The organism is Coprothermobacter platensis DSM 11748, from assembly GCF_000378005.1.
In the GTDB taxonomy this organism is placed as follows: Bacteria; Coprothermobacterota; Coprothermobacteria; order Coprothermobacterales; family Coprothermobacteraceae; genus Coprothermobacter; species Coprothermobacter platensis.
The window spans coordinates 935,926-949,223 of record NZ_KB899040.1 but is presented as its reverse complement, the minus strand read 5'-3'; the positions used below and the strand labels follow the sequence as shown (position 1 = coordinate 949,223).

14 protein-coding genes are annotated in these 13,298 nt (G+C 43.1%); 11 read left to right on the top strand and 3 right to left on the bottom strand.

Features of this window, described 5'->3' with window-relative positions:
- Positions 1-22: 22 nt before the first annotated feature.
- On the bottom strand, positions 23-2,284 hold the full coding sequence (locus D890_RS0105220) for a transglycosylase domain-containing protein (RefSeq protein ID WP_018963458.1): 2,262 nt from the start codon (positions 2,282-2,284) through the stop codon (positions 23-25).
- A gap of 50 nt (positions 2,285-2,334) precedes the next feature.
- Between D890_RS0105220 and tyrS the strand changes: the two genes are divergently transcribed.
- From tyrS to D890_RS0105195, 5 genes are read left to right on the top strand one after another with little or no spacing between them, the layout of a single operon-like run.
- Positions 2,335-3,531: a tyrosine--tRNA ligase gene (tyrS, locus tag D890_RS0105215; protein ID WP_018963457.1), complete on the top strand. Its 1,197-nt coding sequence runs from the start codon at positions 2,335-2,337 to the stop codon at positions 3,529-3,531.
- Positions 3,532-3,534: 3 nt separating this feature from the next.
- The gene (locus tag D890_RS0105210; RefSeq protein ID WP_040363490.1) at positions 3,535-4,107 is read left to right on the top strand and encodes a 2-oxoacid:acceptor oxidoreductase subunit gamma family protein; all 573 of its coding nucleotides are present in this window, start codon (positions 3,535-3,537) and stop codon (positions 4,105-4,107) included.
- Complete coding sequence (locus tag D890_RS0105205; protein WP_018963455.1) at positions 4,104-4,388, top strand: 4Fe-4S binding protein; 285 nt, start codon at positions 4,104-4,106, stop codon at positions 4,386-4,388. Before D890_RS0105210 ends, D890_RS0105205 begins: the two co-directional genes overlap by 4 nt.
- 2 nt (positions 4,389-4,390) lie before the next feature.
- Positions 4,391-5,569, top strand: a complete 1,179-nt coding sequence (locus D890_RS0105200; protein ID WP_018963454.1) for a transketolase C-terminal domain-containing protein — start codon at positions 4,391-4,393, stop codon at positions 5,567-5,569.
- A gap of 7 nt (positions 5,570-5,576) precedes the next feature.
- Positions 5,577-6,524, top strand: coding sequence for a thiamine pyrophosphate-dependent enzyme (locus D890_RS0105195; protein ID WP_018963453.1), 948 nt, complete (start codon positions 5,577-5,579; stop codon positions 6,522-6,524).
- A 35-nt stretch (positions 6,525-6,559) separates the two neighbouring features.
- On the opposite strand, the gene D890_RS0105190 is transcribed toward D890_RS0105195, so the two are convergent.
- On the bottom strand, positions 6,560-7,177 hold the full coding sequence (locus tag D890_RS0105190; RefSeq protein ID WP_018963452.1) for an endonuclease III domain-containing protein: 618 nt from the start codon (positions 7,175-7,177) through the stop codon (positions 6,560-6,562).
- A gap of 60 nt (positions 7,178-7,237) precedes the next feature.
- On the opposite strand from D890_RS0105190, the gene D890_RS0105185 reads away from it, so the two are divergent.
- Both D890_RS0105185 and D890_RS0105180 read left to right on the top strand, forming a co-directional pair.
- Entirely contained in the window at positions 7,238-8,413 is a 1,176-nt protein-coding gene (locus tag D890_RS0105185; RefSeq protein WP_018963451.1) for a pyridoxal phosphate-dependent aminotransferase, read from the top strand.
- Between the two features lie 132 nt (positions 8,414-8,545).
- The gene (locus tag D890_RS0105180) at positions 8,546-9,523 is read left to right on the top strand and encodes a 2-hydroxyacid dehydrogenase (protein ID WP_018963450.1); all 978 of its coding nucleotides are present in this window, start codon (positions 8,546-8,548) and stop codon (positions 9,521-9,523) included.
- 53 nt (positions 9,524-9,576) lie between these two features.
- Here the strand turns inward: D890_RS0105180 and lpdA are convergent, their stop codons facing one another.
- Positions 9,577-10,941 carry a dihydrolipoyl dehydrogenase gene (gene lpdA / locus D890_RS0105175; RefSeq protein ID WP_018963449.1) on the bottom strand — a complete coding sequence of 455 codons (1,365 nt, stop codon included), beginning with the start codon at positions 10,939-10,941 and terminating at the stop codon, positions 9,577-9,579.
- A 127-nt stretch (positions 10,942-11,068) separates the two neighbouring features.
- Here lpdA and tdh point away from each other — a divergent pair, with 127 nt between their 5' ends.
- The 4 genes from tdh (at position 11,069) to D890_RS0105155 (ending at position 13,292) form a co-directional block, all read left to right on the top strand.
- Positions 11,069-12,094, top strand: a complete 1,026-nt coding sequence (tdh, locus tag D890_RS0105170) for an L-threonine 3-dehydrogenase (protein ID WP_018963448.1) — start codon at positions 11,069-11,071, stop codon at positions 12,092-12,094.
- Between the two features lie 66 nt (positions 12,095-12,160).
- Positions 12,161-12,481 carry a DUF370 domain-containing protein gene (locus D890_RS0105165; RefSeq protein ID WP_018963447.1) on the top strand — a complete coding sequence of 107 codons (321 nt, stop codon included), beginning with the start codon at positions 12,161-12,163 and terminating at the stop codon, positions 12,479-12,481.
- Complete coding sequence (gmk, locus tag D890_RS0105160; protein WP_018963446.1) at positions 12,482-13,147, top strand: guanylate kinase; 666 nt, start codon at positions 12,482-12,484, stop codon at positions 13,145-13,147. It begins immediately after the preceding gene.
- Positions 13,098-13,292: a hypothetical protein gene (locus tag D890_RS0105155; protein WP_018963445.1), complete on the top strand. Its 195-nt coding sequence runs from the start codon at positions 13,098-13,100 to the stop codon at positions 13,290-13,292. The genes gmk and D890_RS0105155 overlap by 50 nt, the downstream gene beginning before the upstream one ends.
- Positions 13,293-13,298 lie beyond the last annotated feature (6 nt).

The window sequence follows — 13,298 nt, the reverse complement described above, 5'->3', positions numbered from 1 at the left end:
TTTGTGATGCCTGCGAAAATTCTTATAAATGGGGTATATTGGGTTCTGGTGTTGTGCTCGTAGTTGGTGTAATTATGGGCTCTGTCGCAGTTGTTGGCGTCTCTGTTTCTGTAGGTGTTTCTACTGACCCGCAGTTGTCTAAAGGCGGTTGCTGTCTTGTCGGTATTGGCCAAAGAACTGTTACTGGTTGGAAAGTGGAGCAAGCACCATTATAAGTAACAGTGAGGTCGTTATTCAACTCTACTGCTTGCCAATTCACAGGTGAAGCTTGCAAAGGCACTGCGTCCGGTTTGGTTATGCTGGTAACGGCTTTTTGGCCAGAGCCACCCAAAAGTTCTGAGTCCTTAAAATTCACTGTCACGCTTACTAAGTTAGACGGTTTTTGAAGCTTTGGCCCAGCTGGTATTAGATTCTCTTTAAATAAGTCGCGTGCCGTATAGCCCCAAACCCACATGCCAGGGTGTTTCGTGGTCATGTTCTTATAAGCCCCTTGCACTTCAGGTGTGTCAGCATCGATGCCAACAGTTAGAGCATAAACAAAATTGGTCGAGTACCCTACATACCATGAATCCTTCCAAGAACTGGTGGTCCCACTTTTACCAGCCAAGAATCTACCATCTATAGCTGCTTTTGGCGTATAGGCATTACCCATAAACATGCTGTGAAGCATGTCGCTCATAACGTAAGCGCTGGATTCATCAAGAACCCTGTATTTCCAAGGAGACTCCTGGTAAATTGTTACACCACCGCTATTTTTTATTTCTCTTATGACTACAGGTTCCACAGCATATCCACCGTTAGCAAATGGTGCATAAGAAAGCGCCAGATTAAGCGGGCTAATCTCATTTACGCCGATAGCAGTGCTTGGCACAAGTCTTACTTCCTCTGTTATACCAAACTTTTTGGCGTAGTACTGTACACCGTCTATACCCACGAGAAGAGCAGTCTTCACTGCTGCTATATTAGAGGAACGCACAATGGCGTCCCTTACAGTGAGCTGTCCCCACCATGTCATATTGAACTCGTGAGGGCTCCACGTATCCCCGGGGATAGGTACTTTTATGGGTTCAGAAACCCATGTGTCAAATGGTGTTAACAAGTTCATTTGTATAGCTGCTGCATAATCGATAGGCTTAAAAGACGATCCTGTTGCGCGTGGCGCTACTGCCCTGTTATATTGGGTTTCAGAATACTTCCGCCCTCCTACCATGGCTAACACTTCTCCGTTTCTTGGGTCGACAATTACTGCACCGGGCTGAGGCTGCCTGACGCCTTTATCATCAAGGACTACAGTTCCAGAAATCGTTTTGTCTCTGTAGTCGAGATAGTCTTCTAATGATTTTTGCAAACCATCTATAAGCTTGCTATCAAAAGTCGTGTAAACGGAAAGCCCACCTTTATAAGTTAGGTCAGAACCGAAGTTACTCACCATAAAACTTCTTATATAATCTAATGCATAACCTTTCGCATCTTGCTCAGCCAATGTTTCTTTGGAAAGTGTAATTTTTTCTGACTTTGCTTGCTCGTATTGCTCCTGTGTTATATAGCCAATAGATAGCAGTTTATTTAAGACCACATCACGAGCTTTCAAAGCTGCATCCAGATTACTGTTGGGTGCACGAACAGAGGGGGCAGGAAGCACGCCTGCCAACAATGCAGCTTCAGATAGGGTAAGGTCTTTTGCTGTTTTCCCAAAATAATGCTCAGCAGCAGTTTCTATACCATTGCATCCATCACCAAAGTAAACCATGTTTAGGTAAAGCTCTAACACCTGGTTTTTTGTATAACGCTGTTCAAGTCTGTAAGCTAAAACAAACTCCTTAAGCTTCCTGTCCATGGATGTTTCCATACCTAAATTAAACATCACTCGGGCAAGTTGCTGCGTAATGCTGCTTCCGCCTTGTTCCACTGAGCCATGAAGTACATTTGTTATAGCAGCTCTGGTTATGCCAACCCAATCGACAGGACCATGTTGGTAAAAACGGTGATCTTCTGACCCAACGAATACTTTGGGCACTATGGGACCCATTTCATCTAAAGAAATATATTTATAAGGACTGTTACTGCCCAAATAGCCGAGTAAAACACCATTACGATCATATACAACACTTGGTTCTTGTATATCAATCTTTACTTGGTCTGGTTGCGGCAGATCAGCAGCAAGTGTTTTTATAACATTTACTGCATATACAGCGACGATAGAAGCGATAATCGCCAAAACCGCCAGAATTGCTCCAAAAACTCTTAGCCACCTAATGCGGCGCTTTTTCTTAGCTTTGGCCATAGTAGAATTACATTATAACGCATTCACCAAAACAGGAGGTTTTATAAGACTTGGACATATCAAAACAAATAGAGTACTTAAAAAGAAACGTTGTGGATTTTATAAGTGAAGAAGACTTACAAAAGAAGATAGAAAAGGCAATTGTAGACAAAAGGCCACTGCGAGTGAAACTCGGAGCCGACCCTTCTGCTCCAGATCTGCATTTGGGACATCTTGTCGTGTTGAGGAAACTGCGGCAGTTTCAAGAGCTGGGACACAAGATAATCTTCATAATCGGTGATTTTACTGGTTGCATAGGCGACCCCACTGGCAGAAACAAAACGAGACCTGCTCTTACTCAAGAAGAAGTCATGAAGAATGCAAAGACATACCAAGAGCAAGTATTCAAAGTACTTGATCCTTCCTTAGTGGAAATAAGATTTAACAGTGAATGGAACGCCAAATTATCCGCGCGTGATGTCATATTGCAATTAGCTTCACGTTATACAGTTGCACAACTTTTGGAAAGAGACGATTTTAACATGCGCTATAAAGGTGGTGTTCCCATATATGTTCATGAGCTACTTTATCCACTTTTTCAAGGTTATGATTCAGTGGCAATCCATGCTGATGTAGAGCTTGGAGGAACCGATCAAGTTTTTAATTTGCTTGTGGGACGTGATTTACAAGAAAGTCATGGTCAAGAACCGCAAGTTGTTATGACAATGCCCTTACTGGTTGGACTGGATGGGGAAAAAAAGATGTCCAAGTCTTTGGGCAATTATGTTGCCTTTAATGACCCACCCAAAGAAATGTTCGGTAAATTGATGAGCATCCCAGATAATTTAATGCCAAGTTATTACAAATTATTAACAGATTTAACAGACAAAGAAATAGAAAAGATATTATCTGGACATCCCAAGGATGCAAAGTTGAAACTCGCCTGGCTCATAACGTCATTCTTTTATGGCGACGATGAGGCAACAGTACAACAGGAAGAATTCTTAAGAATTTTCTCGCGTCGTGAGCTTCCTGAATACATGGATGCATATGAAATAGAAACGTTATATAATGAAGGGGTGAAAACAGTAACAGATCTTTTAGTGTACATAGGCGCAGCGTCCAGTAGGAGCGAAGCAAAACGTTTAGTCAACGGCGGTGGGGTTCAGCTAAATGATGTGAGAATAGAAGATCCCATGGCTACCTTGGATCTTACGCCAGGTAGTGTGCTTCGAGTGGGCAAGCGTAAGTTCTTCAAGTTCATTTAGGAGGTGATTTCCTTGTTAGAAATCAGATGGCATGGACGTGCAGGCCAAGGCGTAAAAACTGCTGCTTATTTATTGGCTGAAGCAGCTATGGACACGGGAAAATATATTCAGGCTTTCCCAGAATATGGTGCGGAACGCTCTGGAGCCCCTATAGCAGCTTTTACCAGAATTGGTGATGAGCCTATCAGAATTCACTATGGTATTTTGACTCCAGATGTGGTTGTAGTGGTGGATGAATCGTTGATCGGTGCAATGGATGTTACTGCCGGCCTTAAAGATAGCGGCATCTTACTCGTGAACAGCAGCGAAGGTCCAGAGGTTTATAGAGCAAAAGTTCCCACGTTTAAAGGAAAGGTTGCTACGGTAGATGCTACGCAAATAGCGTTGGATTGTATCGGCAGACCTATACCTAACATTCCTATAATGGGTGCCCTTATAAAGGTCTCTGAAATTGTTTCCTTGGAAGACCTTGAGCCTCGTTTACGTCATAAATTCAGTGCCAAGTTTAATGAGCAGATTGTCGAAGGTAACGTTAAAGCGCTAAAGCGCGGATATGAGGAGGTGAAGGTACTGTGAAAGAGCAAAAATGGAACGAACTGCCAGAAGGTGTAATTATACCTGAAGGCGGCAATTCACAGGGTTCTTATATAGTTGCAGGGTGGAGAACCTTTAAACCTGTAGTTAACCTGGACAAATGCATTCACTGTATGACTTGTTGGATCATGTGCCCAGATAATGCTATTGAAGCAAAAGGTGGCAAAATGATCGGATTTGACTATGAGGCATGCAAAGGGTGTGGCGTTTGTGCTGAAGTATGCCCTGTTAAGGTCATCGATATGGTGAAGGAGGAGCGATAGACATGAAAGTTGCTTTGGAAACTAACCAACTTATCGCTTTAGCCATGAAGCAGATTGAACCGCATGTGGTTGCTGCCTATCCTATTACACCTTCTACAGAGGTAGTACAGGAGTTTTCTCAATATGTCGCTAATGGCGATGTGCGGACAGAATTTGTTCCTGTGGAAAGTGAGCATTCGGCAATGTCTGCTTGTTTGGCTGCTTCTCTTTCAGGAGCACGTGTTATGACTGCTACGGCATCTCAGGGTTTAGCATTTATGTGGGAAATGCTTCACATAGCAGCTGCTTCTCGCGCTCCCATTGTTACTATTGTCGCTAACCGTGCGTTGAGTGCTCCTATTAACATTCATGGAGATCATGCTGATTCTATGGGCGCGAGAGATACCGGCTGGCTTCAGCTTTGGGCTGAGACGGCGCAAGAGGCATACGACAATACCATTCAGGCGATAAAGATTGCAGAAGACCCGAGGGTACGTTTCCCCATGCTGGTTAACTACGATGGTTTTACCACATCGCATGCTGTGGAAACAGTGGAGATTTTGGAAGATGATCAAGTAAGGAATTTCATAGGTTCTATACCAAAACCCCAGTACAGCTTACTTGATACAGAACATCCTACGAGTTTCGGTGTTTTAGCGCTCCAGGATTACTACATGGAATTTAGAAAAGCGCAGGCAGAAGCTTATAAAAATGTAAAGGATGTTGTCCTTGAAGTAGCGGACGCTTATGCGAAGTTGACAGGTAGAAAGTATGGCATTTTGGAAGACTATAAGTTAGACGATGCAGATGTGGTTTTAGTTGCCATGAACAGCGCCGCTGGTACAGCAAAAGATACCGTTGATGCTTTGCGTAAAGAAGGTAAGAAAGTCGGCGTCTTAAAAATAAGATTATTCAGGCCATTCCCTGTTGAAGAAATCAGGGAAGCGCTGAAAAACGCAAAAGCTGTTGCTGTTATGGATAGAGCTTATACATTTGGTGGCCCTGCAGGTCCGCTTTTTGAGGAAGTGGCAACCGCTATGGTCAACCAGAATCAGAAGCCACTTCTGGGCGATTTTGTTACCGGGCTTGGTGGACGTGACATAACTACGGATGAAATAAAGCAAATATTCGATACAGGTTATAAAGCCCTGGAAAAAGGCGCTTTTGAGCCTTTGGTTAATTGGGTTGGAGTAAGGGAGTGATAAAAAAATGGCAGTGATAAATATAAAGAGCCTTACTGATGAAAAACCGAGGTTCGTTGGTGGACACCGACTCTGCGCTGGTTGCAACGAAGGTACTATTGTGCGCCAAGTACTGCTGGCTGCTCACGAGTATGACGTAGTTGCATTCAATGCTACCGGATGCTTAGAGGTTACTACATCTGTGTATCCTTACAGTTCATGGGGCGTTCCTTGGCTACACGAAGCATTTGAGAATACTGCTGCCGCAGCCAGTGGAGCTGAAGCGGCATATAAAGCATTAAAGCGCTTTGGTGATATTCCGGAAGACAAGAAGATAAAATTCATTGCTTTTGCCGGTGATGGAGGAACATATGATATAGGTTTACAGGCACTTTCTGGTGCTATGGAAAGGGGCCACAGTTTCCTCTATGTGATGTTGGACAATGAAGCTTACATGAACACAGGTATACAGAGGTCTTCATCGACACCAGAGTTCGCATGGACTACGACTTCTCCAGTCGGTGCAGCCAAAGTGGGTAAGGCACAACCTAAAAAGAACATAGTAGAGATTGTTGCTGCTCATGGCATTCCTTACGTAGCTACTGCTTCACCGAGCCATTATGTTGACTTAATGACGAAAGTGCAAAAAGCTCTGAGTTATGAGGGCCCAACATTCTTAGCTGTTTACTCAAACTGCAATCGTGGCCACAGAAATGATACGGGTGATTCTATAAAGGTTTCTCGTATGGCTGTGGAAACGAACTATTGGCCACTTTACGAAATAGAAAATGGTAAGTATCATATAACGTTCAAGCCGCGCAATCCGAAACCTATAGAAGATTGGTTAAAACTTCAAGGGCGTTTTGCTCACCTAATGAAAAGCGGTAATGAAGATAAGGTTGCTGAGCTTCAGCAGTGGGTTAACAGTAAGTGGGAACTTTTGCAAAAGAAAGAAGAGTTTAGCAACTCATTGTAATCATAATCAAAATCTTATAAAAGAGAGGGGAGCCCTTAGGAGGTTCCCCTCTCTTTTATAGCCTCCAGAGGGCAGCAATTACATTTAGTAGTTTTCTTGCAATAACGTTTCCCGATTTCTACGAAGGCGGCATGAAGTCTCTTTAGCGTATTTACGTCATAATGGGCTGGAAGTTCACCAAGTATCATAGTTTTTAATTCATCATATGAGCACTTTTTTGTAATGATATTGCACTTTTCTAATATGCGCCTGGTATAGGCATCTATGACCATCTCTGGCTTATTCAATGCATATAGCAAGATGCTATCAGCAGTTTCTGGTCCTACGCCTCTTAGATTCAGTAATTGAGTTCTTGTGGGTTCTGGTGTACTGAGAAACAGGCCAGCTAAAGCTCTGAGTGCCCTGGACTTGTTTTGGTAAAAGCCTGCCGGTCTGATATGTTTTTCCAAATCCTCGTCATACAGCAGCTTTTCCCAGGAATCTATTCCACTGTCTAGTAGGTTATGCATCGCTTTTTCTACGTTGTTCCAGTTAGTATTCTGTGTCAGAATAGCTGACGAAGCAATTTCGAATACACTACTACCTGGCCACCAGTCAGGGTCTGTTTGCCATTCTAATAACTTTTCAATGAGTGTATGCAATTTTTCGTTCATATAGTGTACAATAATATTATCAACTTTAACGTAATGTTAACATAATAGGAGGAGACGTGCATGGCACAGTTAGCGGATCGATTAGGCAATTTGGGGAGTGAGGGGGCATTCGAGGTACTGGCAAAAACACGTGTACTTGAGGCTCAAGGCAAAAAAATAGCTCATTTCGAAATAGGAGAGCCCGATTTTGACACACCAGAAAACATAAAAAAAGCCGCATACCAAGCATTAGAAGATGGATATACGCATTATGTTCCTTCTCTTGGACTTCCGGAAGCTCGAGAGGCATTTGCACAGTATGTTTCCAAGACGAGAAATGTGCCTGTGGATCCATCACAAATTATTGTAACAGCTGGAGCTAAACCATTAATTTTCTTTACTATGATGGCTCTGGTGAACCCTGGCGATGAAGTGATTTATCCGGATCCAGGGTATCCTATTTATTCTTCTGCTGTGCGTTTTGCAGGTGGCGTTCCGAAACCTATCGTTCTTAGGGAAGAGAACAATTTTAGGCTGGATGTGGACGAGCTTAAGAGAATGGTCACGCCCAAAACGAAGGTTATCATCATCAATAGTCCGCACAATCCTACTGGCAGTGTCCTTTCCAAGGAAGAACTTAAGGCGATATTGGATTTGGCTGATGGCAACAAGTTGTTTGTTGTTTCTGATGAGCTTTATCAGCGTATTTACTACAATGGAGAGATGGCACCATCCATGTATGAATTCCCAGAAGCCAAGGATAAGGTAATACTCATGGAGGGTTTCTCCAAGATCTACGCTATGACCGGATGGCGTCTCGGATATGGTGTTTTACCATCGGAATTGGTTCCGTGGTTTAGTAAGCTTCAAACGAATGTGTACAGCCATTCGCCCACATTTGTTCAGAAAGCTGGGATAGAAGCTTATAAGGGTCCTCAAGATGCACCCAAAGCCATGGTTGCAGAGTTTAAGAAAAGACGAGATTATATTGTTCCAAGAATAAACTCTATGGATTTAGTGCACTGCGTAGAACCGCAAGGTGCTTTCTATACGTGGATTAACATTAAGAAACTGCATAGACCGTCGGATGATGTAGCGGAAAAACTTCTAAATGAAGCTGGGGTAGCTTTGCTTACAGGAACATCTTTCGGTGCTTCTGGTGAAGGTTATCTACGTATGTCTTATGCTGCCTCCATGGATGATATTAAATACGGTTTAGACCAGTTAGAAAAATACCTGCCTCAACTTGTAAAGTAAATACCATTTCCAAAGTTTGCAAAGGGCCCACGATTGATGGGCCCTTTCTTACATTAACGTGTAGTTTTTAACCCTTACAAGTAATAATGGCATTATACTTTTCTCAGAACAATGTTTGTGGGAGGCATATGTATGGAGAATTGTACTGTTCTGGTTACATTTAAAGCGAGCTCGGAGCAGAGGCAAATCATCGAGAAGACACTAAATGGCTTATGCCAGGTTCTTTACGTAGAAGACTTGCCTGATCGGTTACAGGCTTTGAGCACTGCTGATATTGTGCTAAGCTGGAACCCTGCCCGAGAATTGGGCGAAAACGAATACGCACTTTTGAAGAAAGCAAAATTGATGCAACTGTTATCAGCCGGCGCTGACCACTTACCCAAGCAAGCTTTTCAACAATCTTTCATAGTGGCTGGTAATGTAGGTGCCTACGCAGAACCTATGGCAGAGCATGCTATGGCCATGGTTCTTGCTTTGGCAAAGGATTTGAGAGGCGGCACTGAGAAACTAAGACAAGGCATATTTGATCAAATGGGGCTCAACAAATCCATAAAAGGTTCCATTTGTGCTGTGTTGGGTTTCGGTGGCATCGGTAAGGCAACGGCACGTTTGATGAAGGCATTTGGGGCCCAGATATGGGCTATTAATACCAGCGGTAAAACTGACGAAGATGTGGCATTCATCGGCACTTTGTCCAACTTGGAGTATGTATTAAGGAATGCCGATATTGTGGTTATCTCGTTGCCGCTTAGTAATTCGACGCGAGGCCTTATAGGTGAAAGGGAGCTTTCTTGGATGAAGCCTGACGCCATCTTAGTTAACGTGGCACGAGGGGAAATCATCGATGAAAGAGCATTGTTTGAACATCTGAAAAACAACCCTGAGTTCAAAGCCGGCATAGATGCATGGTGGGTGGAACCGTTCCGTCATGGCAAATTTGAGATGCACTATCCGTTTTTGGACCTGCCCAATGTCATTGGTAGTCCCCATAACTCTGGACAAGTGCCTGGGCAATTGTTGAAAGCGACACAAATGGCTGCGGAAAACATACGTGCTTTCTTGGAAGGTGCACAACCAAGAGGCATATTGAAAGCAGAAGAGTATATATAAAAGAAAGGGGCAACATTTTCAGGTTGCCCCTGAACTTATTTAACTTTCTAACGCTATAGAGTGTTTATGGGATAACCTAATATACCGAAAGCTGATTCTTTGACTACTTCAGAAAGTGTGGGGTGTGCGTGTATAACTTCCGAAACTTCTTTCATTGTCATGTTTTGCTGGACGATAACAGCCAATTCATTGATAATGAGGTCGGCCCCCACGCCTACTATTTCGGCTCCCAAAACTCTTGTCGTCTCTGGATCAACAATAAACTTCGCAAACCCTTCAGCTCTGTTCTTTGCTAAAGCAGCACCTAATGCCTTGTAAGAAAGGTTATATGTTTTCACAGCGATGTTTGCCTGATTTGCTTCCTTTTCCATCATGCCTACAGCGGCCAGTGGTGGATCTGTGAAAACTACCCATGGCACCGCATGCCAATCCATTTCCTTACTTTCTCCTAAAATGTGCTTCACTGCAAATATACCCTCATGAGAGGCTACATGAGCTAAGGCACCTCTTGGTACAGGTGGAAAAGCCACATCTCCTATTGCATAAGTGCCTTCTTCTGATGTTTGCAAAGTTTTATCTACCTTTATTTTTCCTCGTTCTAACACAACTTTATCAGTATGTATGACTTCCACATTAGAAGCTCTGCCAACACCCACAATTATTTGGTCCACATCTAACTGTTGGTCATTGGTAAGGGTCACTTTCATATGATCATCAAAATATTCAATATTCTTTACCGAATTGCCAACGACGAAGTTTATCCCTTTTCTGGACAAAATTTTCGAATAGCTGGCTGAAACATCTTGATCTATTAAAGGCATCACTTGGGGAACGAGTTCTACCACCGTGAGCTCAGTTCCAAATGCCCTAAGCATGTCACTGAGTTCTAAGCCAATTGCTCCTGTCCCTACTACTAAAGCTCTTTTGGGAAGTTCTTTTCTCGTAAAAAAGTGATTGCTATTTATGATCCATTTCTTATCTGTATTCAGCCCTGGAAGTTCTGCTGGCCTGGATCCAGTTGCGATAATGACCTTATCGAATTCGTATGTTTGCGAACCTGCTTCTATCTTGTGATCGCCTAAATAATGTGCCTCACTATGCACAAACTGAACATTTCGTTTTTTTAGCAGAAACTCCACGCCTTTTCTTAACTGACCTACTGTTTTAATCATTCGTTGTTGTACCTGAGGCCAACTCATCTGTGCATTATCCACTGTGATTCCAAATTGTGAGGCAGCCTTGATATGTGAAAAAACTTCAGCGCTGGCTAGAATGGTCTTTGTAGGTATGCATCCTAAGTTTAAACACGTCCCTCCAACGAACTGTTTCTCAAACAGTGTTACTTCTACGCCTCTTTGTGCTGCATACAATGCTGCTTCATATCCACCGGGTCCTGCGCCAATTATACCGAGTTTCACTGGGGAAACACCTCCTTAAACCGATTACATGCTTGATTTTATCACATAAAACTCCACATTCTCTTCAAATTTGATATTGCATGTTTGTTTTAAGCTATAATTAAGACGTTATGAAGGGAGTGTGCATATGTTAGCTATAAGAAAGGGTTCCGCGACAAAAGGTGTAGCGATGTACGAAATAGATGAACCAAAGGAATTGCCGGAAGGATGGGCACTGGTAGAAGTCTGGAAAGCATCCATATGTGGCACAGACGTTCATATATACCAGTGGAACGAATGGGCCCAGAAGCGTATGAATCCTCCTGTTACTATCGGTCATGAATTTGTTGGTAAAGTCCTAAAAGTGAATGGTGGCTTGGGCAAAGTTCATGAGGGGGACATCGTTTCCGCCGAATCGCATGTGGTGTGCCATACGTGTCGTGAATGCAGAAGGAATATGTATCATGCCTGTGAGAATACAAAAATCATAGGTGTACACATGGATGGTGCTTTTGCTGAATATATCGCCATTCCAGAGGAAAACTTGGTGAAATTACCTCCCAGTGTTCCATTAGAGGCAGGTTCTGTACTCGAACCATTTGGTAACGCTGTGCACACTGTTCAGTCAGCTGATGTTAGAGGAAAAAAGGTTGTCGTCACCGGTGTTGGACCCATAGGTGTTATGGCTATACCTGTTGCCAAGGCATTGGGTGCCACTTTGGTCATTGCTACTGACTTGTCTCCCTACAGGCTTCAATTAGCTTCAAACGTGGGGGCAGATGTAACCATAAACGTAAAAGAAAAAGACCCTGTGAGAGTGGTAAATGATTTAGGCGGAGCCGATGTTGTTTTGGAAATGAGCGGCAGCCAGAGTGCTCTAAACCAGGGGTTGGATATGATTGTTCCTGGCGGGGAAATGTGCATCCTTGGCCTTCCTGATAATAACGTATCTTTGGATATTGCCAACAATGTGGTGTCCAAAGGCATTACCATACATGGAATCACAGGCAGAAGATTGTGGGAAACATGGGACTTGGGGTTAGCTTTAGTCAGCAGCGGAAAAGTTGATCTTACCAAAGTAATAACTCATCAATTTGATTTCAAAGATTATCAAAAAGGATTCGATGCTATGATGTCCGGTAATTCCGGCAAGGTGGTGCTAAATATTAAGTAAGACGTTGTGCAAATAGCTGTCTTGAGGAGTCTGCTTTTGACGGTGTTTGAATGATATAATAGAAGTGTGGAAAGTGGTTTCCTTAATATTGGTTTTAGTTCATATATCTCTGTTTCGAAAATAATTGGTATTGTGGGGCCTGATTCTGCTCCGATAAGACGTATGATTCGGCTTGCTAAGGAGCAAGGACGTCTGGTTGACGCGACATTTGGTCGTAGGACGAGGGCCGCTATTTTGACAGATGGCGGGTTTATCGTTTTATCTGCCGTGCTACCCGACACGTTGGTGAGCCGACTTGAAGAAGAAGTAGAAGAAACAGAAGAAATGGAAGCACCATCTTCAGGTGATGAAGAACAGGACGACTTTGCAGCGAGAGAGGAATCATAAGTGGGCGGTAGGCTCATTGTTATAAGCGGTCCATCAGGTGTAGGTAAAGGCACTGTTGTAAGCGAACTCCTCAAGCAAGATCAAGAGCTTGTGCTGTCGGTTTCTGTAACAACCAGAAAGCCGAGGCCAGGCGAGGTAAACGGTAAGGATTATTATTTTGTAGATTATTCCACCTTCAAGAAAATGGTAGCTACTGACAGGCTTCTGGAATGGGCCTACGTACATGGCTCTTACTATGGTACGCCTAAGGACTTTGTAATGCAGCATTTACAGGAAGGTAAAAAGGTCATCCTTGAGATTGATATGCAAGGTGCTATGCAAGTAAAACGCAGGTTTCCTGATGCGATATTGATATTTTTGCTGCCTCCGTCCCTTGATGAGTTGAAACGCAGGTTGGTGAAGCGTGGGACGGAAGAAATGGACGAGCAGGAATTGCGGCTACTTAGAAGTTTGCAGGAACTGGATTATTTAAGAGAATATCATTTCTTTGTGGTTAACGTTGAAGTACAACATGCTGTAGAGAATATTTTAAAAATACTTTCCTTAGTAGATTTTGTTGTAACCGAAGATAGAGCGCGTTCCATGGTGGAATCCTTAAGAAAAGGAGGGATTTTTGATGAAGCCGGTGACATTAGAAGAGCTGGAGAGAATTACTGGACTCCCTAGATATGCTGTGGTTGTTGCGGTGGGTTTGACAGCGAAAAAAATGCAAAAAGAAATATTGGCTCAAACGGGCATTTATCAAGTTCCAGTTGAGAAGGCTGTAGAAGATATTGCCGAAAGAAAAGTTTCGGTTAGTTTACGCATTTAGCGGTTT

Coding starts and splice junctions, on each gene's coding strand:
- D890_RS0105180 (WP_018963450.1), top strand. CDS start 8,546: ATGGAGAATTGTACTGTTCTGGTTACATTTAAAGCGAGCTCGGAGCAG.
- D890_RS0105195 (WP_018963453.1), top strand. CDS start 5,577: ATGGCAGTGATAAATATAAAGAGCCTTACTGATGAAAAACCGAGGTTC.
- D890_RS0105220 (WP_018963458.1), bottom strand. CDS start 2,284: ATGGCCAAAGCTAAGAAAAAGCGCCGCATTAGGTGGCTAAGAGTTTTT.
- D890_RS0105185 (WP_018963451.1), top strand. CDS start 7,238: ATGGCACAGTTAGCGGATCGATTAGGCAATTTGGGGAGTGAGGGGGCA.
- tdh (WP_018963448.1), top strand. CDS start 11,069: ATGTTAGCTATAAGAAAGGGTTCCGCGACAAAAGGTGTAGCGATGTAC.
- D890_RS0105200 (WP_018963454.1), top strand. CDS start 4,391: ATGAAAGTTGCTTTGGAAACTAACCAACTTATCGCTTTAGCCATGAAG.
- D890_RS0105155 (WP_018963445.1), top strand. CDS start 13,098: ATGAAGCCGGTGACATTAGAAGAGCTGGAGAGAATTACTGGACTCCCT.
- D890_RS0105190 (WP_018963452.1), bottom strand. CDS start 7,177: ATGAACGAAAAATTGCATACACTCATTGAAAAGTTATTAGAATGGCAA.